At 61.8% G+C, this 22312-nt stretch carries 25 protein-coding genes, 1 tRNA gene and 1 pseudogene; 20 read left to right on the plus strand and 7 right to left on the minus strand.

Annotated elements, in window-relative coordinates; translation table 11 throughout:
* Positions 1–15 precede the first annotated feature (15 nt).
* Together NP552_RS10280 and NP552_RS10285 are read left to right on the plus strand one after the other, a co-directional pair.
* On the plus strand, positions 16–684 hold the full coding sequence (locus NP552_RS10280; RefSeq protein ID WP_196932481.1) for an FMN-binding negative transcriptional regulator: 669 nt from the start codon (positions 16–18) through the stop codon (positions 682–684).
* A gap of 145 nt (positions 685–829) precedes the next feature.
* Positions 830–1795 (plus strand): DUF559 domain-containing protein, encoded by a 966-nt coding sequence (locus NP552_RS10285; protein WP_196932480.1) that lies wholly within the window; start codon positions 830–832, stop codon positions 1793–1795.
* Between the two features lie 43 nt (positions 1796–1838).
* Here NP552_RS10285 and NP552_RS10290 read toward each other — a convergent pair whose 3' ends face one another.
* The 3 genes from NP552_RS10290 to NP552_RS10300 form a co-directional block, all read right to left on the minus strand.
* On the minus strand, positions 1839–2906 hold the full coding sequence (locus tag NP552_RS10290) for an endonuclease/exonuclease/phosphatase family protein (RefSeq protein WP_196932479.1): 1068 nt from the start codon (positions 2904–2906) through the stop codon (positions 1839–1841).
* A gap of 87 nt (positions 2907–2993) precedes the next feature.
* Positions 2994–3239, minus strand: a complete 246-nt coding sequence (locus tag NP552_RS10295; protein ID WP_043860816.1) for a DUF1654 domain-containing protein — start codon at positions 3237–3239, stop codon at positions 2994–2996.
* 197 nt (positions 3240–3436) lie between these two features.
* Positions 3437–4525: an asparaginase gene (locus NP552_RS10300; protein ID WP_043860815.1), complete on the minus strand. Its 1089-nt coding sequence runs from the start codon at positions 4523–4525 to the stop codon at positions 3437–3439.
* Positions 4526–4860: 335 nt separating this feature from the next.
* Here NP552_RS10300 and NP552_RS10305 point away from each other — a divergent pair, with 335 nt between their 5' ends.
* The 7 genes from NP552_RS10305 to NP552_RS10335 are packed head-to-tail and all read left to right on the plus strand — an operon-like array spanning position 4861 to position 11819.
* On the plus strand, positions 4861–5817 hold the full coding sequence (locus tag NP552_RS10305) for a sugar ABC transporter substrate-binding protein (RefSeq protein ID WP_196932478.1): 957 nt from the start codon (positions 4861–4863) through the stop codon (positions 5815–5817).
* Between the two features lie 46 nt (positions 5818–5863).
* Positions 5864–7414, plus strand: coding sequence for a sugar ABC transporter ATP-binding protein (locus NP552_RS10310; protein ID WP_196932477.1), 1551 nt, complete (start codon positions 5864–5866; stop codon positions 7412–7414).
* Positions 7411–8406 (plus strand): ABC transporter permease, encoded by a 996-nt coding sequence (locus NP552_RS10315; protein ID WP_054915267.1) that lies wholly within the window; start codon positions 7411–7413, stop codon positions 8404–8406. Before NP552_RS10310 ends, NP552_RS10315 begins: the two co-directional genes overlap by 4 nt.
* Positions 8407–8409: 3 nt before the next feature.
* Complete coding sequence (locus NP552_RS10320; protein WP_043860811.1) at positions 8410–9432, plus strand: LacI family DNA-binding transcriptional regulator; 1023 nt, start codon at positions 8410–8412, stop codon at positions 9430–9432.
* 12 nt (positions 9433–9444) lie between these two features.
* Entirely contained in the window at positions 9445–10362 is a 918-nt protein-coding gene (gene rbsK / locus NP552_RS10325; protein WP_196932476.1) for a ribokinase, read from the plus strand.
* Positions 10359–10763 (plus strand): D-ribose pyranase, encoded by a 405-nt coding sequence (rbsD, locus tag NP552_RS10330; RefSeq protein ID WP_043860809.1) that lies wholly within the window; start codon positions 10359–10361, stop codon positions 10761–10763. The genes rbsK and rbsD overlap by 4 nt, the downstream gene beginning before the upstream one ends.
* Positions 10764–10793: 30 nt before the next feature.
* The gene (locus tag NP552_RS10335; protein ID WP_054915265.1) at positions 10794–11819 is read left to right on the plus strand and encodes a nucleoside hydrolase; all 1026 of its coding nucleotides are present in this window, start codon (positions 10794–10796) and stop codon (positions 11817–11819) included.
* Here NP552_RS10335 and NP552_RS10340 read toward each other — a convergent pair.
* A complete protein-coding gene (locus tag NP552_RS10340; RefSeq protein ID WP_043860807.1) occupies positions 11791–12021 on the minus strand; it encodes a hypothetical protein in 231 nt (76 codons plus the stop codon). The two genes, NP552_RS10335 and NP552_RS10340, sit on opposite strands and share 29 nt — an antisense overlap.
* A gap of 324 nt (positions 12022–12345) precedes the next feature.
* Between NP552_RS10340 and NP552_RS10345 the strand changes: the two genes are divergently transcribed.
* Together NP552_RS10345 and NP552_RS10350 are read left to right on the plus strand one after the other, a co-directional pair.
* The gene (locus tag NP552_RS10345; RefSeq protein WP_054915264.1) at positions 12346–12648 is read left to right on the plus strand and encodes a hypothetical protein; all 303 of its coding nucleotides are present in this window, start codon (positions 12346–12348) and stop codon (positions 12646–12648) included.
* A 140-nt stretch (positions 12649–12788) separates the two neighbouring features.
* Positions 12789–13109 carry an I78 family peptidase inhibitor gene (locus NP552_RS10350; protein WP_043860805.1) on the plus strand — a complete coding sequence of 107 codons (321 nt, stop codon included), beginning with the start codon at positions 12789–12791 and terminating at the stop codon, positions 13107–13109.
* 81 nt (positions 13110–13190) lie between these two features.
* Here the strand turns inward: NP552_RS10350 and NP552_RS10355 are convergent, their stop codons facing one another.
* Positions 13191–13403 carry a cold-shock protein gene (locus NP552_RS10355; protein WP_003179963.1) on the minus strand — a complete coding sequence of 71 codons (213 nt, stop codon included), beginning with the start codon at positions 13401–13403 and terminating at the stop codon, positions 13191–13193.
* A 163-nt stretch (positions 13404–13566) separates the two neighbouring features.
* On the minus strand, positions 13567–13863 hold the full coding sequence (locus tag NP552_RS10360; protein ID WP_043860804.1) for a hypothetical protein: 297 nt from the start codon (positions 13861–13863) through the stop codon (positions 13567–13569).
* A 370-nt stretch (positions 13864–14233) separates the two neighbouring features.
* Here NP552_RS10360 and thrS point away from each other — a divergent pair, with 370 nt between their 5' ends.
* The 9 genes from thrS to NP552_RS10405 all read left to right on the plus strand — a co-directional run bounded on the left by thrS (position 14234) and on the right by NP552_RS10405 (position 21709).
* Complete coding sequence (thrS, locus tag NP552_RS10365; protein WP_043860803.1) at positions 14234–16156, plus strand: threonine--tRNA ligase; 1923 nt, start codon at positions 14234–14236, stop codon at positions 16154–16156.
* Complete coding sequence (gene infC, locus NP552_RS10370; RefSeq protein ID WP_173925091.1) at positions 16156–16707, plus strand: translation initiation factor IF-3; 552 nt, start codon at positions 16156–16158, stop codon at positions 16705–16707. The genes thrS and infC overlap by 1 nt, the downstream gene beginning before the upstream one ends.
* Before the next feature lie 60 nt (positions 16708–16767).
* Positions 16768–16962: a 50S ribosomal protein L35 gene (gene rpmI, locus NP552_RS10375; protein WP_027620572.1), complete on the plus strand. Its 195-nt coding sequence runs from the start codon at positions 16768–16770 to the stop codon at positions 16960–16962.
* A 29-nt stretch (positions 16963–16991) separates the two neighbouring features.
* Positions 16992–17348 (plus strand): 50S ribosomal protein L20, encoded by a 357-nt coding sequence (gene rplT, locus NP552_RS10380; protein WP_043860801.1) that lies wholly within the window; start codon positions 16992–16994, stop codon positions 17346–17348.
* A gap of 107 nt (positions 17349–17455) precedes the next feature.
* Entirely contained in the window at positions 17456–18472 is a 1017-nt protein-coding gene (pheS, locus tag NP552_RS10385; RefSeq protein ID WP_054915262.1) for a phenylalanine--tRNA ligase subunit alpha, read from the plus strand.
* Positions 18473–18507: 35 nt separating this feature from the next.
* Entirely contained in the window at positions 18508–20883 is a 2376-nt protein-coding gene (gene pheT, locus NP552_RS10390; protein WP_058541295.1) for a phenylalanine--tRNA ligase subunit beta, read from the plus strand.
* A gap of 3 nt (positions 20884–20886) precedes the next feature.
* Positions 20887–21189 (plus strand): integration host factor subunit alpha, encoded by a 303-nt coding sequence (gene ihfA, locus NP552_RS10395; RefSeq protein ID WP_002553164.1) that lies wholly within the window; start codon positions 20887–20889, stop codon positions 21187–21189.
* Positions 21170–21526: a MerR family transcriptional regulator gene (locus NP552_RS10400; RefSeq protein ID WP_043860798.1), complete on the plus strand. Its 357-nt coding sequence runs from the start codon at positions 21170–21172 to the stop codon at positions 21524–21526. Before ihfA ends, NP552_RS10400 begins: the two co-directional genes overlap by 20 nt.
* A gap of 106 nt (positions 21527–21632) precedes the next feature.
* A tRNA-Pro gene (locus NP552_RS10405) sits at positions 21633–21709 on the plus strand.
* Between the two features lie 69 nt (positions 21710–21778).
* Here the strand turns inward: NP552_RS10405 and NP552_RS10410 are convergent.
* Positions 21779–22306: pseudogene (locus NP552_RS10410) on the minus strand (tyrosine-type recombinase/integrase); the annotation flags it as partial.
* Positions 22307–22312 lie beyond the last annotated feature (6 nt).

The raw sequence follows: 22312 nt of genomic DNA on the forward strand, positions 1-22312 counted from the left end.
GGATGGATGCAAACCATGTACGTACCGCAGTATTTCAACGAGTCGCGCCCCGAGGTGCTGCATCAGCTGATCATGCAGAACCCGCTGGGTGTATTGGTCAGCCACGGCGAGGGTGGGCTGGATGCCAACCATCTGCCGTTCCACTTCAAGCCGCAGGAGGGCAAGCAGGGGGTGCTGCATGCTCACGTATCGCGGGCCAACCCGCTGTGGCGCGAACTCAAGGATGGCGATGAAGTGCTGGTGATCTTTCGCGGCGCCGATGCCTACATCTCGCCCAACTGGTATCCCAGCAAGCACGAGACCCACAAACAGGTGCCCACCTGGAACTATCAGGTGGTGCACGCCCATGGCCGCGTGACCTTGCACGATGACGAGCACTACGTGCGTGGCCTGGTGGCCCTGCTCACGCGCACCCACGAAGCATCCCAGCCCGTGCCGTGGAAGATGTCCGACGCGCCGAAGGACTACATCCGCGACATGCTCAAGGCCATCGTCGGGCTCGAGATCGAGATCACCCGTCTGGTCGGCAAGTTCAAGCTGGGCCAGAACAAGGAGGGGCGGGATATCCAGGGCGCCGCCCAGGGGTTGAAGGCGTCGGGCAAACCAGCACTGGGCGAAGCCATGTTGAGCGCCACCGGTCACCCGCTGCACGGGCCGGCCTTGCCGGCGAAGTTACCCGAATGACCGCCGTCTGATCCCACCTGAAAATCGACTTTTCCTACAGAGTCGGCCAGAATCGGCGGCTCGGCTGCGTTATGGCTTTTTGACTGCATCGGTCGAGAGTGGGTGCTTTTGCACCGGCCCGACTTTCCAGCGCAGACGACAGGACATGACCCAGGACGAGTGGTTGAAGGCCAATGCGGCGCGGTTCGGCAGTGACTACGAACGATTGTTCGCCAGCAACGTGCTCAGCCTCGTGGCGGGCATCCGTTACGAGTCGCTGAGTGCGCAATACCCCTTCAAGGACAATGACGGCAAGCAACGCTACTGCGACCTTGTCATCAATGAAGAGGGAGACGTGCGCATCGCCATCGAAATCGATGGCTATGACAAAAGCGGTACGGGCACCGGCATGTCGCACCCCGAGTTCATCGACTGGCAGCGGCGGCAGTCTGCACTCACTTCCCAGGGCTGGCGGGTGCTGCGCTTTGCCAACCGCGATGTCAGGGATCACCCGCAGCGTTGCGCTCGGGATATCAGCGTACTGCTCGATGCCGAGCGAAAAAAAGCCCACGACCTGCTGTCGAGCACGCGCCAGAGCGCCAGCGTGCAGCAGTTGGCGCAGGCGCAGGGCAGCCGGATCAAAGGGCTCAACAAGGAGGTTTCGGTCATGAAGTACACGATCATGTCATTCACTGCGCTGATCGGGGTTCTGATCGTGGTGTTTGCGTTCAAGGGCACCGAGTCGGTTGCAGGCTCGGCCGTGGTCAGCCAGGCAGTGGCGGCGCCGGCGTCACCCGCCACCTTGCAGGGCGCCACCTGCGATAACCCGCTGGACTGGCGTCAGGCCGCCGACCATATCGGGCAGAGCGCTGCGGTGCTGGGCCCGATCATGAAGGTGACCTACAAACCGTCGTCCAGGGGCCAGCCGACCTGGATCGACCTGGGTGCCAGCTTCCCCAGCAAGCGACGGTTGGGGTTGGTGGTATGGGGCGAGCATCGCCCGGCGTTCGCCACGTTGCTGGCGCAGCCGCTGGAGGGGCGCACGGTGTGCGTGATAGGGCGTATCGAGCAGTACAAGGGCGTGCCGCGTCTGGAGTTGCAGGGCGCCAGTCAGTTCCAGCTGGTCAAGTGATCTTCAGGTGCAGCCTTGGCGCCAAGGCTGCACCGTTATCCCCTCAGCTGGCCTTCTGGCAATTGCCGGCGATGCTGTAGCCCTCTGCCTGGGCGGCAGATTCGCTGCTGAACTCGATCCGATTCTTTTCGGCAATGCTGTTGTACGACGGGCAGTCCGGGCGGTGGTAGCGCTTCTTGGCCCGGTTGCCGCGCACTTGCCCGGTGGCGTCGGCCACGGTTGCAGCCTTGGTTTTGGCGGCGGCGGCGGGTCTTGCCGGTGACGCGGCGGTCGTGGCCGTGCCCTTGCCTTGCCCCAGCTCTGCACGCAGGAATATCGGCGCGTGATCGGAGATGTTCGCCCGGCCTTGCTGGTGAGTCATGCCCAGGTGTTTCGGGTAGTCGTACACGCCCACGCTGTTGACCTTCAGCGGCGAGGAATGGCTGACGAAGATATTGTCGTAAAGGTTGGCGAATTTGCCGTCGGTTGTGGACAACGTGCTGGCGCCTGCGACCACCAGTGGTCTGGCGGCGGCATTGAGCGACTTCCAGGCAGGCGAAGTGGGCGGCATGTTGAAGTCGCCCATCAGCAGGATGTGATTGTTGCCGGGGTAGACTTCCTTCAGCCAGGTCCAGTAGCTCGACAGCGCATCGATTTCCGCGACCCGGTCAGACGGCTTTTTCCCGTACACGATATGCACCGTGGCCACCACGAAATAGGCATTGTCGGTGAGTGACTTGAAGCGCGCGGAGTAGGGCTCGCGCTCGAAGATCTTCTTGCGGTCCAGGTAGGACACCGCACCGTCTTCATAGGCGACCTTGCTGTCCTTCCACACGAAACCATACATTTCCTTGTACGAAGACCTGCCTACCGCATCGGAGGCCATGTGGCTCCAGGGCTCGCCGCTCTGGCGGCTGAGTTCCCTGGCCAGCTTGTCCAGGGCCGCTTCGCTCATCAGCTCCTGCACAGCCAGAAAATCCACATTTTTGGCGACCTTGGCAATGGCCTTGAAGTCCTTGTTGGGGCGGTCGCTCAGGTGTTCCAGGTTCCAGGTGCCGATACGCGTTTCAGCAAACACCTGGCCACACAACAACATCAGCAGCATCACTGCAGCTGCAAGATTCTTGAACATCATTACTTCCAGATTCTACGGATAACACCATCGCCCAGAAGGGCGACAAGTCGGAGCAGGGTGGGCGGGCAGCGCCTGGCGACGGCTTCAGTCTTCCTTGGGCACAACCCAGAAAATCTGCACGCCGCCGTCATCCCTGTAGGCCAGGGTGACGTTGTCGTTTTCGGCGATTTCCTCGAGCAGGGTCTCCCAGTCGGCAGGCGACTCGTGCTCCAGGCGAAAGATCAGCGCCGCGCGGGACTTCTGCGCGGTTGGCGAGTTGATGATTTTCTGAATGCGGATGCCCAGTTGCTCGTAGCTGCTGACGGGCTTGGCGGCAGAGGAGGTGGCCACAGGTACAGGTTCCTTGTTTTTGCTGTATGCGCATACAGTATTTTACTGTAAGGCTTTTCGCAACTGCGTGTCGCTCAAAGAACCCATGTGACCACACGGCGCAGGCTTTGCTGCACCGTGGGCAAAATAAAAGCGGCGAGGTTACAAGAGGTTAGGCCGCCCCGCTGTAGGAAGGGCGGCCTGCCGGGCTACTGCACTCAGTATTCCCAGAAGATGCGCTGCAGCTCCTTGCTGTCCTGGGTCTTGGTCAGGGCGACCATGGCCAGGATGCGCGCTTTTTGCGGGTTCAGGTCGTGCGCCACTACCCAGTCGTTCTTGTCGTCAGGCTGCTCGGCGTTGCGCAGCACGAACCCGCCCTGGTTGACGTGGGACGAACGGATGATCTGCACGCCGTTCTTGCGCAGTTCCTGCAGGGCCGGCACTACGCGCGAGGACACCGAACCGTTGCCGGTACCGGCATGGATGATGGCCTTGGCGCCATTTTGCGCCAGGGCCTTGTAGGCGGTGTCGCTTACGTTGCCGTAGCTGTAGGCGATGTCCACGGCAGGCAGGCTGCTGATGGTCTTGATGTCGAACTCCGAATCCATCGTGTGGCGCTTGGCCGGCAGGCGGAACCAGTACGACTTGCCTTCCACGACCATGCCCATCGGGCCCCAGGCGCTCTTGAACGCTTCGGTCTTGATGTTGATCGACTTGCTCACGTCGCGACCGGACTGGATCTCGTCGTTCATGGTGACCAGCACGCCCTTGCCGCGCGATTGCTTGTCGCTGGCCACGGCCACGGCGTTGTACAGGTTGAGCATGCCGTCAGCCGACATTGCGGTACCGGGGCGCATGGAACCCACGACCACGATCGGCTTGTCGGTCTTTTCCACCAGGTTGAGGAAGTAGGCGGTCTCTTCGAGGGTGTCGGTACCGTGGGTGATCACGATGCCGTCCACGTCCTTGCTGTCGGCCAGCTCGGCAACGCGCTTGCCCAGTTGCAGCAGGTTTTCGTTGGTGATGCTTTCGGAGGCGATCTGCATCACCTGCTCGCCGCGTACGTTGGCCAGGTTGGCCAGCTCCGGAACACCGGCAATCAGCTTGTCGACGCCCACCTTGGCGGCTTGATAGGTAGCGCTGTTGGCGGCGCTGGCACCAGCACCGGCAATGGTGCCGCCGGTGGCGAGGATAACCACGTTGGCGAGTTTCTGTTGGGTTTCGGCTTCCTTGGCGTAGGCGCCAGCAGGGAAGAACATGAACAGGGCCAGGGCGGCCGGAGCGAAGGAGTGAAGCGCAGCTTTCATCGTTATTGTTCCTTATGAGTGAAATTGCTGTGTTGCCCACACAAGTTCAGCAGAAAGCGTACCAGTTGCCCAATTAACTGAGCGTTGATGTCAATTCATTGATTTATAAGAAATTTATTTGGGCTTATGCCCCGTGCTGCCCGGAACTGTTTTCGGAAACCCGAATTATTGCGGTGCCAGATGTTCGGTTTTCCGAAGATTTTAAGGATAATTCCCGGCACTATTGGGGCCATGAAGGGCGGTCGGCAGATTTGACAAAACCCGGTAGCGTTTCCATAGTTGTTAACCGCAAACGTTTGCGACCCGACAAAAATCATAAGATTCGGAGTGAACCCATGACGCTGCCCTTTGCTGGACGCCTGTTGGCCGTTGCCATGCTGGCCACCCTCGCCACCGCCGTACCCTTCAGCCACGCCCGTGCCGACACCGCCAAGCCCAAGGTAGCCCTGGTGATGAAGTCGCTGGCCAACGAGTTCTTCCTCACCATGGAAGACGGCGCCAAGGCCTACCAGAGAGACCACGCAGGCGAGTTCGACCTGGTATCCAATGGCATAAAGGACGAGTCCGATACCAGCAACCAGATCCGCATCGTCGAGCAGATGATCGTCTCCGGGGTCAACGCGCTGGTGATTGCCCCGGCCGATTCCAAGGCCCTGGTGCCAGTGGTCAAGAAGGCCATGGACGCGGGGATCACCGTGGTCAACATCGACAACCGCCTCGACCCGGATGTACTCAAGAGCAAGAACCTCAGCGTGCCCTTCGTGGGCCCCGACAACCGCAAGGGCGCGCGCCTGGTGGGCGAGTACCTGGCCACCCGCCTGAGCGTGGGCGATCAGGTCGGCATCATCGAGGGCGTGCCGACCACCACCAACGCCCAGCAGCGTACCGCCGGTTTCAAGGACGCCATGGAGGCAGCCAAGATCAAGATTGTCTCGGTGCAATCGGGCAACTGGGAGATCGACAAGGGCAATGCCGTGGCCTCGGCCATGCTCAACGAATACCCCGACCTCAAGGCGCTGCTGGCCGGCAACGACAGCATGGCGCTCGGCGCGGTGTCGGCGGTGCGCGCGGCAGGCAAGGTCGGTGCGGTGCAGGTGGTGGGCTACGACAACATCAAGGCGATCCAGCCGATGCTGCTCGACGGTCGCGTGCTGGCCACGGCCGATCAATACGCCGCCAAGCAGGCGGTGTTCGGTATAGAGGCGGCCCTGAAGATGCTGCGCGGCGAGAAGCCGGACGTGGATGCCGACAACGTCATCCAGACCCCGGTCGAGCTGGTCAAGCAGCCCTAGCCCGCTGACGGTGCCTGCCGTGGTGCGGGCGCCAGGAGAACACCTTATGTCGGCGACTGCGGATGTCGTGTTGTCGGTCAGTGCAATCGGCAAGACCTACGCCCAGCCCGTGCTGGGCGATATCGAACTGTCCCTGCTGCGCGGCGAAGTGCTGGCCCTGACTGGCGAGAACGGTGCGGGCAAGAGCACCCTGTCGAAGATCATCGGCGGGCTCGAAACCCCCACCACCGGGCAGATGTTCTACCAGGGCCAGGTGTATCAGCCCGCCAGCCGCACCGCGGCCGAGCGCCAGGGCGTGCGCATGGTGATGCAGGAGCTCAACCTGCTGCCCACCCTGAGCGTGGCCGAGAACCTGTTTCTGCACAACCTGCCCAGCCGCGCCGGCTGGGTCAATCGCACGCGCCTGCGCCAACTGGCGATCGCAGCAATGGCGCAGGTGGGGCTCGAAGCGATCGACCCCGATACGCTGGTCGGCGAGCTGGGCATCGGCCATCAGCAGATGGTGGAGATCGCCCGCAACCTGATCGGCGACTGCCATGTGCTGATTCTCGACGAGCCCACCGCGATGCTCACCGCACGCGAGGTGGAGCTGCTGTTCAGCCAGATCGAGCGCCTGCAGCAACGGGGTGTGTCGATCATCTACATTTCCCACCGCCTCGAAGAGCTCAAGCGCATCGCCCAGCGCATTGCCGTGCTGCGCGACGGCAAGCTGGTGTGCGTGGAACCGATGCAGCGCTACAGCAGCGAGCAACTGGTCAACCTGATGGTGGGGCGCGAGCTGGGCGAGCATATCGACCTGGGGCGCCGCACGATCGGCGAGCCGGTACTGCGTGTCAGCGGCCTGGGCCGGGGCGACAAGGTGCAGGACGTCTCGTTCGAGGTGCGCAGCGGCGAAATCTTCGGCATCTCCGGGCTTATCGGTGCCGGGCGTACCGAGCTGCTGCGCCTGATCTTCGGTGCCGACACGGCCGACAGCGGCAGCATCGAGCTGGGCAGCCCGTTGCGCCCGGTGCGCATCGATTCGCCCATGGCTGCAGTGCGCCACGGCGTGGCCCTGATTACCGAAGACCGCAAGGGCGAAGGCCTGCTGTTGTCGCAGTCGGTCAGTGCCAACCTGGCGTTGGGCAACATGCCGGCGATCTCACGCGCGGGCCTGGTGGATGGTGCTGCCGAGCGTGCCCTGGCCGAGCGCCAGATCCAGGCCATGCGCATCCGCAGCGCCGGGCCCGCACAAACGGTGGGCGAGCTGTCGGGTGGCAACCAGCAGAAGGTGGTGATCGGCCGCTGGCTGGAGCGCGACTGCGCCGTGCTGCTGTTCGACGAGCCCACGCGCGGTATCGATGTGGGCGCCAAGTTCGACATCTATGGGCTGCTCGCCGAGCTGACCCGCCAGGGCAAGGCGCTGGTGGTGGTGTCCAGCGACCTGCGCGAACTGATGCTGATCTGCGATCGCATCGGCGTGCTTTCGGCAGGGCGCCTGATTGAAACCTTCGAGCGTGAGCACTGGAGCCAGGACCAGCTACTGGCCGCCGCCTTTGCCGGCTATCAGAAACGTGACGCGCTGCTGCAAGACGCAGTGCCCAGGAACCCCGCATGAACACTTCCCCGATAGACACACCGCCTGGCCCACCGGCCCGGCGCAGCGGTACCTACCTCGGCCTGGGGACCTACCTGGGCCTGGCCGGTGCGTTGCTGGCGATGGTGGTGCTGTTCTCGTTGCTGAGCAGCCACTTTCTGTCGTACGGCACCTTCAGCACCCTGGCCAACCAGATCCCCGACCTGATGGTGCTGGCGGTGGGCATGACCTTCGTGCTGATCATCGGCGGCATCGACCTGTCGGTGGGCTCGGTACTGGCCCTGGCCGCGTCGGCGGTCAGCGTGGCGATTCTGGGCTGGGGCTGGAGCGTGCTGCCGGCGGCACTGCTCGGCATGGGGTGCGCGGCACTGGCCGGGACCCTTACCGGCTCGATCACCGTGGCCTGGCGCATCCCTTCGTTCATCGTCTCGCTGGGTGTGCTGGAAATGGCGCGTGGCGTGGCCTACCAGCTCACCGACTCGCGCACCGCGTACATCGGTGATGCCTTTGCCTGGCTGTCGGAGCCGGTGGCCTTCGGCATATCGCCGGCCTTCATCATCGCCTTGCTGGTGATCGTGGTGGCGCAACTGGTACTGACCCGCACCGTGTTCGGCCGTTACCTGATCGGCATCGGCACCAACGAAGAGGCCGTGCGCCTGGCCGGCATCGATCCGCGCCCGTACAAGATCCTGGTGTTCTCGCTGATGGGCCTGCTGGCCGGCCTGGCGGCGCTGTTCCAGATCTCGCGGCTGGAGGCCGCCGACCCCAATGCCGGCTCCGGGCTGGAGCTGCAGGTGATTGCCGCCGTGGTGATCGGCGGCACCAGCCTGATGGGCGGTCGAGGTTCGGTCATCAGCACCTTCTTCGGTGTGCTGATCATTTCGGTGCTGGCCGCAGGGCTGGCGCAGATCGGCGCCAGCGAGCCGACCAAACGCATCATCACCGGGGCGGTCATCGTGATCGCCGTGGTTCTCGACACTTACCGCAGCCGGCGCGCGCGCCGGCGGACCTGAACAATGGCAACCATCAAAGATGTAGCGGCGCTGGCGGGTATTTCCTATACCACCGTTTCCCACGTGCTGAACAAGACCCGCCCGGTGAGCGAACCGGTGCGGCGCAAGGTAGAAGCGGCGATTGCCGAGCTGGACTACGTGCCCAGTGCGGTAGCGCGCTCGCTCAAGGCGCGCTGCACGGCCACCATCGGCCTGCTGGTGCCCAACAGCGTCAACCCGTATTTCGCCGAACTGGCGCGGGGCATCGAGGATGGCTGCGAGCGCAATGGCTACTGCGTGATCCTGTGCAACTCCGACGACGACCCGCGCAAGCAGCGCAGCTACCTGCGCGTGCTGCTGGAGAAACGCATCGACGGTCTGATCGTGGCCTCGGTGGGCGAGGAGGCCGACCTGCTCGACAGCCTGGCCAGCGTGCGCACGCCCATGGTGATCGTCGACCGCGCGCTGGCGGGCGTCGACGCCGACCTGGTGCGCATCGACCACGAGCAGGGGGCCTACCTGGCCACCCGGCACCTGCTGGAGCTGGGGCACCAGGACATCGCCTGCATCAACGGCCCGGCACACACCAGCGTGGCCAAGATGCGCCTGGCCGGCTTTCACCGGGCACTGGCCCAGGCCGGGGTGCCCCTGCGCGAGGGCCGCGTGGTGGACAGCGACTTCACCAGCCTGGGCGGCTATGGCGCCGCAGCGCAACTGCTGGGCCACGACCGCCCGACCGCGATCTTCGCGGCCAACGACATGATCGGCATGGGCGTGCTGCGTGCCGCGGCCGAGCGCAACATCTGCGTGCCGAGCGAACTGTCGGTGATCGGTTTCGACGATATCCAGATGAGCCAGTACGTCTACCCTGCGCTGACCACGGTAGGGCAGTCGATCCGCGAGCTGGGCGAGATGGCGTCCGAACTGTTGCTGCGGCGTATCGGCGAGCCGCAGCGCAGTGGGGTAGAGCAGCGCATCGTCGCGCCGAGCATCGTGCTGCGCGAGTCCACCGGGCCGCGTCCCGACCTCTTCAATGATTACCGCTAGGACCGACATGCCATGCAAGCAAATGTAGTGGTGGTAGGCAGCCTGAACATGGACCTGGTGACCCGCGCCGAGCGCCTGCCGCAGGCGGGGGAAACCCTGGCCGGCGAATGGTTCGGCACCGTGCCGGGCGGCAAGGGCGCCAACCAGGCGGTAGCAGCTGCGCGGTTGGGGGCAGCGGTGGCAATGATCGGCTGTGTGGGGGAGGACGCCTACGGTGCGCAGTTGCGTCAGGCGCTGCTCGACGAGGGCATCGATTGCCAGGGCGTGGACACGGTGGCGGGTGTTTCCAGTGGTGTGGCACTGATCGTGGTGGATGCCAGCAGCCAGAACGCCATCGTCATCGTGGCCGGTGGCAACGGGCACTTGCTGCCGGCATCGGTACAGCGCCTGGACCGCCTGCTGCAGGCTGCCGATGTGATCATCTGTCAGCTCGAAGTACCGCAGGCCACCGTGGCACATACCCTGGCCCGTGGCCGGGCGCTGGGCAAGACCGTGATCCTCAACCCGGCACCGGCCACCGGGCCGCTGCCGGCTGACTGGTTTGCCAACATCGACTACCTGATCCCCAACGAGAGCGAGGCCAGCGCCCTGACCGGGCTGCCGGTGGCTTCGCTGCAGGAGGCGCAGGCAGCCGCCAGCCGACTGCTGGCGCTGGGGGTGGGCAAGGTGATCGTCACCCTGGGCGCGCAAGGCGCTCTGTTCGCCGATGGCCAGGGTTTTGCGCATTTTCCGGCGACGCGGGTGCAGCCACTGGACACCACGGCGGCCGGGGATACCTTCGTCGGTGGCTTTGCCGCTGCGTTGGCCGCTGGCAGGTCGGAGCGCGAGGCCATTGCCTTCGGCCAGCAGGCCGCCGCCATTTCGGTCACCCGCGCCGGTGCCCAGCCCTCCATTCCGTATCTGAGCGAACTGCAGGGGAGCACGCCATGAAGAAGACTCCGTTGCTCAATATCGCCCTGTCGCGCCTGATCGCGTCGCTGGGGCATGGCGATGTGGTGCTGATCGGCGACGCCGGCCTGCCCGTGCCTGCCGGTGTCGAGCTGATCGACCTTGCACTGACGCCCGGCATACCGGATTTCATCAGTACCTTGCACACGGTGCTGGCCGAAATGCAGGTCGAAAGCCACGTGCTGGCCGACGAGACCCTGCAACACAGGCCGCCGGCCCTGGCAGGCATCGAGCTGCTGCATGCCCGCGGCGAGCTGGGCGCGCGCCATTTGATGAGCCATGCGGCGTTCAAGCAGCTCGGTGCGCAGGCCAGGGCCATCGTGCGCACCGGCGAATGCCAGCCCTATACCAACATCGCGCTGGTGGCGGGCGTGACCTTTTGACTGTTGTCCCCTGAGCACAAGGAGTGCCCAATGCCTGAACGTGTCCAAAAAGCCAAACGTTTGCTACGAGGTTTAGTGCTTATGTCTGCCCTGTCGAGTACTGCCGTGCTGGCCGCGCCCCGCGACCTGATCATCGATACCGACCCCGGCGCGGATGACGTGGTGGCGTTGTTGTTCGCCCTGGCGTCGCCAGAGGAACTGAAGGTGCGCGCCATTACCACCGTGGCCGGTAATGTGCGACTCGACAAGACCTCGCGCAACGCACGGCTGGCCCGGGAGTGGGCGGGGCGCGAAGAGGTGCCGGTGTACGCCGGCGCGCCCACGCCGCTGGTGCGCACGCCGATCTATGCCGAGAACATCCATGGCGAGGAGGGCTTGCCTGGCGTGGCGGTGCACGAGCCGAAAAAGGGCCTGGCCCAGGGCAGCGCGGTGCAGTACCTGATCGACACCCTCGGTGGCGCTGAACCCAACAGCATCACCCTTGCCATGCTCGGCCCGCAGACCAACCTGGCACTGGCGCTGATTCAGGCCCCGCAGATCGTCAAGGGCATCAAGGAAGTGGTGGTGATGGGCGGTGCCCACTTCAATGGCGGCAATATCACCCCGGTGGCCGAGTTCAACCTGTACGCCGACCCACAGGCGGCAGAGGTCGTGTTGCGCAGCGGGGTCAAGCTCACCTACCTGCCGCTGGACGTGACCCACAAGGTACTCACCAGCGAGGCGCGCCTGAAGCAGATTCGCGGGTTGAACAACCACGCCAGCAAGCTGGTGGGCGATATTCTGGATGCTTACGTCAAGGGGGACATGGCGCACTACGGCCTGCCGGGTGGGCCGGTGCACGATGCCAGCGTGATTGCCTACTTGCTCAAGCCCGAGCTGTTCAGTGGCCGGCAGATTCACATGAGCGTGGATAGCCGCGAAGGCCCGACCTTTGGTCAGACCATTGCGGACTGGTACGGCACGCTCGAGCTACCGGCCAATGTGATGTGGATCGAGAGCGGCGATGCCCAGGGCTTTTTCGATTTGCTCAGCGAGCGTCTTGCTCGATTGCAGTAATGGGTGTGGGCTGGTGTTCGGTCGCGGGCCAGTGGCGTTCGAACACCTGGTCGACGAAGGTGCGGGCAGCTTCGTGGCCGAGGTCTTGAAGCAGCAGGTCGGCGGCGATGATGAACAGCTCTTCGGTGGTGCCGGGGCTGTAGGAACGATGGCCGTCAGGCCATGTGACCTTGATGTTGGTGTCCAGGGTGGGGCTATTCATGGGGGTCTCGATCGAAAATACGCGTGCTGTTTGGTGCAGATGCCGGGCCCTGGCGTCTACAGCGGGGGCATGATTGCGCTCCGCCAACTGGTACAAGTTAAACATGTTGCAACAGGGCCGGCACTGCTACTTATGCATAAGCAGCGGGGCTAGGCAAACTAAATGGTGGTTGGGTTCGCCTATTCGTGACGTCTGTACCGATTCTTCGTTGGCACTTGGGTCGGCGCGGTAGCCGTGGAGCTGGCTTGCCAGCGAAGAGGGCGTACAGAGTCCGCCTGATGTACCCTGCACCCCACAGCCACCGCGCACGCCCGAGGACACCCCGTGCAGATCGACTTGAACACCCCCGAGCAGCTCACCCCCCAGCAGGTGCGCCAGCTGCTGGCCGAAGGCAACGACCGAATCCACAACCAGTTGCGCGTCACCCGCGGCGGCATTGCCTACCTGTCGCAGATTACCGGCGGGCGCGAGCTCGATGGCCTGCTGTTTCGCCTCGAGACCTGGGCCGCCGGCTCGGGCTGCGTGGGCCCTGTTGCCGCCGACGACGAACGCTGGGTCATGCAGGTGTACAACGTGCTGGCCAGCAACTGGCCCAAGCCCGCCAGCGACTACATCGATATCTACTGAACCGCTGCGCTCAGGCAAAATCCGGTCACGATTGAGGTTTCCCTGACGAGCACGTCTCAGGCAGACTGGGACGTTTTTGCAACCAAAAGTGCTTAAAACTGTCGTATCAGACAGCATTCCAGTATTTGAAAGGAGGATTCATGTTCCGCACGCGTGCAACATTGGCGAGCCTGTTGGCAGCCGTGGTTCTGGCAGGTTGCAGTACCGATGGCTCATCGTCCAAGGCGCCAGAGGTAGCGGCAGCACCGAACCTCGATGGTCGCTGCGATGCCAGCAACGCCGCATTCACCGTCGGCAAGCCGGCAACCCCCGAGCTGCTGGAGCAGGCGCGCAAGGCGAGCGGGGCGCAGATCGCCCGCGTGCTCAAGCCGACCGACATGATCACCCTGGAGTACCGTTCCGAGCGCTTGAACCTCAACGCCGACGACAAGGGCGTGGTCACCCGGGTCAACTGCGGCTGATTCCGCCCCGGGCCTGCCGTTGCATAAACGGCAGGCACAAAAAAACCCGTCCTAGGACGGGTTTTTTTAATTCGTCAGAACTTACTCTGGACGAACTTGTGCAGCCTGCATGCCCTTCTGGCCTTTTTCGGCAACGAAGGAGACGGTCTGGCCTTCTTTCAGGCTCTTGAAGCCGTCAGACTCGATGGCCTTGAAGTGTACGAACAGGTCGTCGCCGCCACCTTGTGGAGTGATGAAGCCGAAGCCTTTTTCATCGTTGAACCATTTGACGGTGCCGGTTTGGCGATTGGACATGGGTGTATCTCCAGGAAACATGATGTTTTTCAGTAGTGCGGTGTCGCCGAGGCCAACAAGGTGCACAGAGGCATCATAGTCTAATTTTGCGCTTGTGGTGACTTTTACGTGTGCCGAATGCTGATCTGGCGCAAATTAACTGAGTTTTGTATGGCCTGCGCCCTTATTTCTGGGGCTTGCAGGCCTTCGTAACCAGCTGGGTTGCCTTGTCTATGAGCTTCTGGTCTACGCCGTCAGTGCTGTTGAGCTCTTTGATCTCTGCGTCCGAAAAGTTTTTTTCGATCACATTCACGCTGCAGCTGCAGTGCTTTTCGGCGGATTGTTTCGTCATGCCCGGCTGGGCAGAGGCGGTGGCCACGCAGGACGTCAGGTAGCCTGGTGGAACAGTGCCTGCGTTGGCGCCAAGCGGCAGCAGCAGGGCACCAGTGGCCGCCAAGGCCAGAAGAGAATGAAGTCGCATACCGGTCACTCCTTTATTAGGTCGGGTGTATCTAGAGTAGGTCGCTTCCTAATCTCTGAGCGGAAAAAAACCGCTCAAGTTCACCGCATCGGTCTAATTTCAGAATATTTCTGCATATCCCCGGCCCATGGCCCTACGCGCCGAAAGCTTTGTGCTAGCATGCCTGGCTCAGGATTTGGCCGATTCGTCTTGCCGCTCAAATCTTTCTATATATATGTATCCAGTCACTCTGGTTCGTACCCTGGCAGGCCCTTGGGCTTCTGCCACTGTGAGGCAGGCTTTGCATTGCAAAGACAGGGTCGAATCGCGTACTGGCTCATCCCAACCCACGTGACCTTTGGTAGGGGTCACCACTAGGAGAGGAGGCGCCATGCCCACTATTACTCTTCCCGATGGCAGTCAACGTTCGTTCGACAAGGCCGTAACCGTAGCCGAGGTCGCCGCATCCATTGGTGCAGGCCTGGCCAAGGCCACCGTGGCCGGCAAGGTCGACGGCAAGCTGGTCGACGCGTGCGACCTGATCGAGCAGGACGCCAGCCTGCAAATCATCACGCCCAAGGACGAAGAGGGGCTGGAGATCATCCGTCACTCCTGCGCTCACCTGGTCGGTCATGCCGTCAAGCAGCTGTACCCGACCGCCAAGATGGTGATCGGCCCGGTCATCGACGAGGGCTTCTACTACGACATCGCGTATGAGCGTCCCTTCACCCCGGAAGACCTGGCGGCGATCGAGCAGCGCATGCAGCAGCTGATCGAGAAGGACTACGACGTCATCAAGAAGGTCACCCCGCGCGCCGAGGTGATCGAGCTGTTCAAGGCCCGTGGCGAAGACTACAAGCTGCGCCTGGTCGAAGACATGCCGAACGAACAGGCCATGGGCCTGTACTTCCATGAAGAATACGTCGACATGTGCCGCGGCCCGCACGTGCCCAATACGCGCTTTCTCAAGTCGTTCAAGCTGACCAAGCTGTCCGGTGCCTACTGGCGCGGCGACGCCAAGAACGAGCAACTGCAACGTGTGTACGGCACGGCCTGGGCTGACAAGAAGCAGCTGGCCGCCTACATCCAGCGCATCGAAGAGGCCGAGAAACGCGACCACCGCAAGATCGGCAAGCGCCTGAACCTGTTCCACCTCCAGGAAGAAGCGCCGGGCATGGTGTTCTGGCACCCCAATGGCTGGACCCTGTACCAGGTGCTCGAGCAGTACATGCGCAAGGTGCAACGCGACAACGGCTACCTGGAAATCAAGACCCCGCAAGTGGTCGACCGCACGCTGTGGGAGAAGTCCGGGCACTGGGCCAACTACGGTGACAACATGTTCACCACCCAGTCCGAGAACCGCGACTACGCCATCAAGCCGATGAACTGCCCGTGCCACGTACAGGTGTTCAACCAGGGCCTGAAGAGCTACCGCGAGCTGCCGCTGCGTCTGGCCGAGTTCGGCGCTTGCCATCGCAACGAGCCTTCGGGCGCCCTGCACGGCATCATGCGTGTGCGCGGCTTCGTGCAGGACGATGCGCACATCTTCTGCACCGAAGAACAGATGCAGTCCGAGTCCGCCGCGTTCATCAAGCTGACCCTGGACGTGTACAAGGACTTCGGCTTCAAGGACATCGAGCTCAAGCTCTCGACGCGCCCTGAAAAGCGCGTGGGTTCCGACGACCTGTGGGACCGTGCCGAAGGCGCACTGGCCGCCGCGCTCGACAGCGCCGGCCTGCCGTACGACCTGCAGCCGGGTGAAGGGGCGTTCTACGGCCCGAAAATCGAATTCTCGCTGAAGGATTGCCTTGGCCGTGTGTGGCAGTGTGGTACCCTGCAGCTCGACTTCAACCTGCCGATCCGTCTGGGCGCCGAATACGTCTCCGAAGACAACGGCCGCAAGCATCCAGTAATGCTGCACCGTGCCATCCTCGGTTCGTTCGAGCGTTTCGTCGGAATTCTCATCGAGCACTACGAAGGTGCATTCCCAGCCTGGCTGGCGCCTACGCAGGCGGTGATCATGAATATCACCGACAAACAAGCGGATTTCGCCCAGAAAGTGGAAAAAACTCTGGCCGAAAGCGGCTTCCGTGCCAAGTCCGACTTGAGAAATGAGAAAATCGGCTTTAAAATCCGCGAGCATACCTTGCTCAAGGTTCCCTATCTCCTGGTTATCGGGGATCGGGAAGTCGAAACGCAAACTGTCGCTGTGCGTACCCGCGAAGGTGCTGACCTGGGCTCCATGCCCGTCGCCCAATTTGCGGACCTGCTCGCGCAAGCGGTTTCCCGGCGTGGTCGCCAAGATTCGGAGTAATTACTATTAAGCGTGATATGAGACAAGATAAACGAGCTGCACCGAAAGCCCCGATCAACGAGAATATCTCGGCACGTGAGGTTCGGTTAATTGGCGCTGACGGCGAGCAGTTGGGCATCGTCTCGATTGAAGAAGCGCTTCGTATCGCTGAAGAAGCGAAACTGGACCTGGTAGAAATTTCTGCTGACGCCGTTCCGCCTGTCTGCAAAGTCCTCGACTACGGCAAAAGCCTGTTCGAGAAGAAAAAGCAGCAGGCTGCGGCGAAGAAGAACCAGAAGATCATCCAGATCAAAGAAATCAAGTTTCGTCCAGGGACGGAGGAAGGGGATTACCAGGTAAAACTACGCAACCTGGTACGTTTCCTTACTGATGGGGACAAGACCAAAATCTCTCTGAGATTCCGTGGTCGTGAGATGGCCCACCAGGAGCTGGGTATGGAACTGTTGAAGCGGATCGAAGCTGATCTTGCCGAATACGGGACCGTCGAACAGCATCCTAAGATGGAAGGACGCCAGCTTTTGATGGTCATCGCCCCCAAGAAAAAGAAATAACCACCAGGGCACGGCAGGCCTTGCGGTTATGTTTATCAACTGAATGCGGAGTATCCGAACATGCCAAAAATGAAAACCAAAAGCGGTGCAGCCAAGCGTTTCTTGAAAACGGCTAACGGCATCAAGCACAAACACGCTTTCAAGAGCCACATCCTGACCAAAATGTCGACCAAGCGTAAGCGTCAACTTCGCGGTAGCAGCCTGCTGCACGCGTCGGACGTTGCAAAAGTCGAGCGCATGCTGCGCCTTCGTTAATTTTTGGTTATAGATAGAGGAAATTACTCATGGCTCGTGTAAAGCGTGGCGTCATCGCTCGTAAGCGTCACAAGAAAATTCTGAAACTGGCTAAAGGTTACTACGGCGCTCGCTCGCGCGTATTCCGTGTTGCCAAGCAAGCGGTCATCAAGGCAGGCCAATACGCCTACCGCGACCGTCGCCAGAAAAAACGTCAGTTCCGCGCTCTGTGGATCGCTCGTATCAACGCTGGTGCTCGCGTCAACGGTCTGTCCTACAGCCGCCTGATCGCTGGCCTGAAAAAAGCGTCGATCGAAATCGACCGCAAAGTTCTGGCTGATCTGGCAGTGAACGAAAAAGCGGCGTTTGCTGCGATTGTCGAAAAGGCTAAAGCCGTTCTGGCTTAAGTACCCACGACAATCATTCGCCGTCGATGTCGGCGGCGGATGTTAAACGTCATAGATAGGGGAAGAGCCTGTAAGCTCTTCCCCTATTTTGTATCTGGAGTCTGTACATGGAAAACCTGGATGCGTTGGTCTCCCAAGCCCTCGAGGCTGTGGAGCGCGCTGAAGACATCAATGCCCTGGAGCAGATCCGGGTTCAATTCCTTGGCAAGAAAGGCGAACTGACTCAGGTGATGAAGACCCTGGGCAACCTGCCGGCTGAAGAGCGGCCCAAAGTCGGCGCGCTGATCAACGAAGCCAAGGAACGCGTTACCGAGGTGCTCAACGCCCGCAAAGCCGCCTATGAAGAAGCCGAGCTCAGCGCTCGCCTGGCTGCCGAGTGCATTGACGTCACCTTGCCTGGCCGTGGCCAGACCTCCGGTGGTTTGCACCCTGTCACCCGTACCCTCGAACGCATCGAGCAGTTCTTCACCCATATCGGCTACGGCATCGCCGAAGGCCCGGAAGTCGAAGACGACTACCACAACTTCGAAGCGCTCAACATTCCCGGCCACCACCCGGCCCGGGCAATGCATGACACCTTCTACTTCAATGCCAACATGCTGCTGCGCACCCACACCTCGCCGGTGCAAGTGCGGACCATGGAGTCCACTCAGCCGCCGATTCGCATTGTCTGCCCGGGTCGCGTGTACCGCAACGACTCGGACATTACCCACTCGCCGATGTTTCACCAGGTCGAAGGCCTGCTGATCGATCGCGACATCAATTTTGCCGACCTCAAAGGCACCATCGAAGAATTCCTGCGCGTGTTCTTCGAAAAAGAGCTGGCGGTACGTTTCCGTCCGTCGTTCTTCCCCTTCACCGAGCCTTCGGCTGAAGTCGATATCCAGTGCGTGATGTGCAGCGGCAAGGGCTGCCGTGTGTGCAAGCAGACCGGTTGGCTCGAAGTCATGGGCTGCGGCATGGTGCACCCGAACGTGCTGCGCATGTCTGGTATCGACCCCGAAGAGTTCTCGGGCTTCGCATTTGGCATGGGGGCCGAGCGCCTGGCCATGCTGCGTTACGGCGTCAACGATTTGCGCCTGTTCTTCGACAACGACTTGCGGTTCCTTGCGCAATTTCGCTAGGTCGCGCACCCGTAACGAATCTTTAGGAGAGCAGGATGAAATTCAGTGAAAAGTGGCTGCGCGGTTGGGTCAACCCGCAGGTATCCCGTGACGAGCTGGTGGCACGTCTGTCCATGGCCGGTCTTGAGGTCGACAGCGTAACCCCGGCCGCCGGTCAATTCAGCGGCATCGTGGTGGGCGAGGTGCTGAGCACCGAGCAGCACCCCGACGCCGACAAGCTGCGTGTGTGCCAGGTCAGCAATGGCAGCGAGACCTTCCAGGTAGTGTGCGGCGCGCCGAATGTGCGCCCTGGCCTGAAGATCCCGTTCGCCATGATCGGCGCCGAACTGCCAGGCGACTTCAAGATCAAGAAGGCCAAGCTGCGTGGCGTCGAGTCCAACGGCATGCTGTGCTCGGCCGCCGAGCTGCAGATCAGCGAAGAGAACGACGGCCTGCTGGAACTGGCGGCAGACGCCCCGGTTGGCCAGGACATCCGCGTGTATCTGGACCTGGACGATGCCAGCATCGAGGTCGACCTGACCCCGAACCGCGGCGACTGCCTGTCCCTGGCCGGCCTTGCCCGTGAAGTCGGTGCCCTGTACGGCGCCCCGGTCACCCGCCCGACCGTGCCGGCCATTGCGCCAGGCATCGACGACGTGCGCCCGGTAGACGTGCTGGCGCCGGCCGCGTGCCCGCGTTACCTGGGCCGCGTTATCCGTAACGTCGACCTGTCACGCCCGACCCCGCTGTGGATGGTCGAGCGTCTGCGCCGCAGTGACGTGCGCAGCATCGATGCTGCTGTCGACATCACCAACTACGTGATGATCGAGCTGGGCCAGCCGCTGCACGCCTTCGACCTGGCTGAAATCAACGGTGGCATCCGGGTGCGCATGGCCGAGGAGGGCGAGAAGCTCGTCCTGCTCGACGGCCAGGAAGTTGCCCTGCGTGCCGACACGCTGGTCATCGCCGACCACGATCGCGCCCTGGCCATTGCCGGCGTGATGGGTGGCGAGCACAGCGGCGTTGCGGCCACCACCAAGGATATCTTCCTTGAAAGCGCCTTCTTCGAGCCGATCTCGGTGGCTGGCAAGGCCCGTTCCTACGGCCTGCACACCGATGCCTCGCACCGCTACGAGCGTGGCGTCGACTCGCAACTGGCCCGCGAAGCCATGGAGCGCGCCACTGGCCTGCTGCTGGATATCGTAGGCGGCGAAGCCGGCCCGATCATCGAGACCGTCAGCCCAGAGCACCTGCCCAACATCGCCCCGGTCACCCTGCGTGCCGAGCGCATCACCCAGATGCTGGGCATGGAGATGGACAGCGCCGAAGTCGAGCAACTGCTCAACGGCCTGGGCCTGAAAACCAGCGGTGAGGCCGGGCAGTGGCAGGTCGAAGTGCCCAGCCATCGCTTCGACATCAGCCTGGAAGTGGACCTGATCGAAGAGCTGGCCCGTCTGTACGGCTACAACCGCCTGCCGGTCCGTTACCCGCAAGCGCGCCTGGCCCCGCAGGCCAGGTCTGAAGTGCGTGGCGAACTGCCTGCGCTGCGTCGCCTGCTGGTTGCCCGTGGCTACCAGGAAGCGATCACCTACAGCTTCATCGACCCCAAGCAGTTCGAGCTGTTCAACCCTGGCGTAGAGCCGCTGCTGCTGGCCAACCCGATTTCCAGCGACATGGCGGCCATGCGCGTCAGCCTGTGGCCGGGCCTGGTCAAGGCACTGCAGCACAACCTCAACCGCCAGCAAGACCGCGTGCGCCTGTTCGAGAGCGGCCAGCGCTTCGTCGGCCAGCTGGGCGACCTCAAGCAACAGCCGATGCTGGCTGGTGTGGTCTGCGGCAGCCGCCTGCCGGAAGGCTGGGCCAACGGCCGCGACACCATCGACTTCTTCGATGTGAAGGCCGACGTTGAAGCGGTACTGGGCTTCTCCGGTTCGCTCGACGACTTCACCTTCGTGCCCGGCAAACACCCGGCGCTGCACCCAGGCCAGACCGCGCGCATCGAGCGTGACGGCGTCGAAGTCGGCTACCTGGGCGCCTTGCACCCCGAGCTGGTCAAGACCCTGGGCCTGGATCGCACCGTGTATGTGTTCGAGCTGGTGCTGGCGGATGTAGTGGAAGGGCGCCTGCCGAAGTTCCACGAACTGTCGCGCTTCCCCGAAGTACGCCGTGACCTGGCGTTGATCGCAGGGCGTGATGTGGCGGCCAGCGCGGTGCTGGATGTAATCCGTGAAAACGCGGGCGAGTGGCTCACCGACCTCAGGCTGTTTGATGTGTATCAGGGTAAAGGTATTGATCCTGATAGAAAAAGCCTGGCCGTCGGCTTGACCTGGCAGCATCCATCGCGCACTCTTAACGACGATGAGGTGAACGCCACCACGCAAAACATTCTCACCTCGCTTGAACAAAGGTTGAACACCACGTTAAGGAAATAGCGTATGGGTGCTCTGACGAAAGCTGAGATGGCCGAACGGCTGTACGAGGAGCTGGGCCTGAACAAGCGCGAGGCCAAGGAATTGGTCGAGCTGTTTTTTGAAGAGATCAGGCACGCTCTTGAAGACAACGAGCAGGTCAAATTGTCGGGTTTCGGCAACTTTGACTTGCGTGACAAGCGCCAGCGGCCGGGCCGCAACCCGAAAACGGGTGAAGAGATCCCGATCACGGCGCGTCGAGTCGTCACCTTTCGTCCAGGGCAGAAGTTGAAAGCCCGAGTTGAGGCCTATGCTGGAACCAAGTCATAACGACGAGCTTCCGCCGATTCCAGGCAAACGCTACTTCACCATTGGTGAAGTGAGCGAGCTTTGTGCGGTAAAACCGCACGTGCTCCGTTACTGGGAGCAGGAGTTTCCCCAGCTTAACCCGGTGAAGCGCCGCGGTAACCGCCGGTATTATCAGCGCCAGGACGTGCTGATGATCCGGCAGATCCGGGCGCTGTTGTACGACCAGGGCTTCACCATCGGCGGTGCGCGGTTGCGCCTGTCGGGGGATGAAGCCAAGGATGACACGACCCAGTACAAACAGATGATTCGGCAGATGATTGTCGAATTGGAGGATGTGCTGGTGGTGTTGAAGAAGTGACCGAAGCCGTTTCACGAATTTTGGAAAAAAAGCTTCCATAATTCAAAAGCTTAAGGTAAATTCTTCATCGTTCTCAGCAACAAGGGGAACATGCTTCAAGCCCAGTCGGGGCGTAGCGCAGCCCGGTAGCGCACTTGCATGGGGTGCAAGGGGTCGAGTGTTCGAATCACTCCGTCCCGACCATATATTTCAATGACTTAGCCACCTTCGGGTGGCTTTTTCATTTCTGCGTGTGGGGACTTTTTCGGAACATCATCCGATTTTCCTCTTCAAGATCGTCAACACCGGCCCGCGCGAGTCGGTTGTTGATACCATGTTTGAAGCCTCAATCAGCTTGCCCAGCTCAGCGCCGGAATAGTGACTGGTGATGCTGCCGTTCTTGTGCCCGAGCAGTGACTTCCGGTCCTCTTCAGTAACGCCTGCTGCCCGCAGTCGGCGACCGAATGTGTGCTTCAAGTCGTGAATCCTGATAGAGGCATATCCAGGTTGAGCGGGGCGAAGGTTTTCCTCCTGCCAGAGTTTCGCCGCTCTCACCCGTGCCTTCTTCCAGGCCGAGACGTTCATTCGCTACATCGCGGTGCCGTTGTATGGAGATACCCATTCCTTGCTGATCCCGCGCTGCTTTTCAATGATCGACTTGGCCACGGTGTTCAACACCACCAGGCGCTCGTCGCCATTCTTTACGCCCGACCGGGCGTGTCTCCCGCCGAAGTCAGCGGGGATCAGGTATACACTGGTCCCAAGTTCCCACACCGATACCTCCCAATCCCACCTCAGTTTCCCACT

The sequence above is a fragment of the Pseudomonas sp. 8209 genome (assembly GCF_028682105.1).
GTDB lineage: Bacteria > Pseudomonadota > Gammaproteobacteria > Pseudomonadales > Pseudomonadaceae > Aquipseudomonas > Aquipseudomonas palmensis.

Excerpts from the sequence above, each read along its gene's own strand:
- NP552_RS10280 (WP_196932481.1), top strand. The coding sequence starts at position 16 with ATGTACGTACCGCAGTATTTCAACGAGTCGCGCCCCGAGGTGCTGCAT.
- NP552_RS10285 (WP_196932480.1), top strand. The coding sequence starts at position 830 with ATGACCCAGGACGAGTGGTTGAAGGCCAATGCGGCGCGGTTCGGCAGT.
- NP552_RS10290 (WP_196932479.1), bottom strand. The coding sequence starts at position 2,906 with ATGTTCAAGAATCTTGCAGCTGCAGTGATGCTGCTGATGTTGTTGTGT.
- NP552_RS10300 (WP_043860815.1), bottom strand. The coding sequence starts at position 4,525 with ATGAAAGCTGCGCTTCACTCCTTCGCTCCGGCCGCCCTGGCCCTGTTC.
- NP552_RS10305 (WP_196932478.1), top strand. The coding sequence starts at position 4,861 with ATGACGCTGCCCTTTGCTGGACGCCTGTTGGCCGTTGCCATGCTGGCC.
- NP552_RS10310 (WP_196932477.1), top strand. The coding sequence starts at position 5,864 with ATGTCGGCGACTGCGGATGTCGTGTTGTCGGTCAGTGCAATCGGCAAG.
- NP552_RS10315 (WP_054915267.1), top strand. The coding sequence starts at position 7,411 with ATGAACACTTCCCCGATAGACACACCGCCTGGCCCACCGGCCCGGCGC.
- NP552_RS10320 (WP_043860811.1), top strand. The coding sequence starts at position 8,410 with ATGGCAACCATCAAAGATGTAGCGGCGCTGGCGGGTATTTCCTATACC.
- rbsK (WP_196932476.1), top strand. The coding sequence starts at position 9,445 with ATGCAAGCAAATGTAGTGGTGGTAGGCAGCCTGAACATGGACCTGGTG.
- rbsD (WP_043860809.1), top strand. The coding sequence starts at position 10,359 with ATGAAGAAGACTCCGTTGCTCAATATCGCCCTGTCGCGCCTGATCGCG.
- NP552_RS10335 (WP_054915265.1), top strand. The coding sequence starts at position 10,794 with ATGCCTGAACGTGTCCAAAAAGCCAAACGTTTGCTACGAGGTTTAGTG.
- NP552_RS10340 (WP_043860807.1), bottom strand. The coding sequence starts at position 12,021 with ATGAATAGCCCCACCCTGGACACCAACATCAAGGTCACATGGCCTGAC.
- NP552_RS10350 (WP_043860805.1), top strand. The coding sequence starts at position 12,789 with ATGTTCCGCACGCGTGCAACATTGGCGAGCCTGTTGGCAGCCGTGGTT.
- NP552_RS10355 (WP_003179963.1), bottom strand. The coding sequence starts at position 13,403 with ATGTCCAATCGCCAAACCGGCACCGTCAAATGGTTCAACGATGAAAAA.
- NP552_RS10360 (WP_043860804.1), bottom strand. The coding sequence starts at position 13,863 with ATGCGACTTCATTCTCTTCTGGCCTTGGCGGCCACTGGTGCCCTGCTG.
- thrS (WP_043860803.1), top strand. The coding sequence starts at position 14,234 with ATGCCCACTATTACTCTTCCCGATGGCAGTCAACGTTCGTTCGACAAG.
- rpmI (WP_027620572.1), top strand. The coding sequence starts at position 16,768 with ATGCCAAAAATGAAAACCAAAAGCGGTGCAGCCAAGCGTTTCTTGAAA.
- rplT (WP_043860801.1), top strand. The coding sequence starts at position 16,992 with ATGGCTCGTGTAAAGCGTGGCGTCATCGCTCGTAAGCGTCACAAGAAA.
- pheS (WP_054915262.1), top strand. The coding sequence starts at position 17,456 with ATGGAAAACCTGGATGCGTTGGTCTCCCAAGCCCTCGAGGCTGTGGAG.
- pheT (WP_058541295.1), top strand. The coding sequence starts at position 18,508 with ATGAAATTCAGTGAAAAGTGGCTGCGCGGTTGGGTCAACCCGCAGGTA.
- ihfA (WP_002553164.1), top strand. The coding sequence starts at position 20,887 with ATGGGTGCTCTGACGAAAGCTGAGATGGCCGAACGGCTGTACGAGGAG.
- NP552_RS10400 (WP_043860798.1), top strand. The coding sequence starts at position 21,170 with ATGCTGGAACCAAGTCATAACGACGAGCTTCCGCCGATTCCAGGCAAA.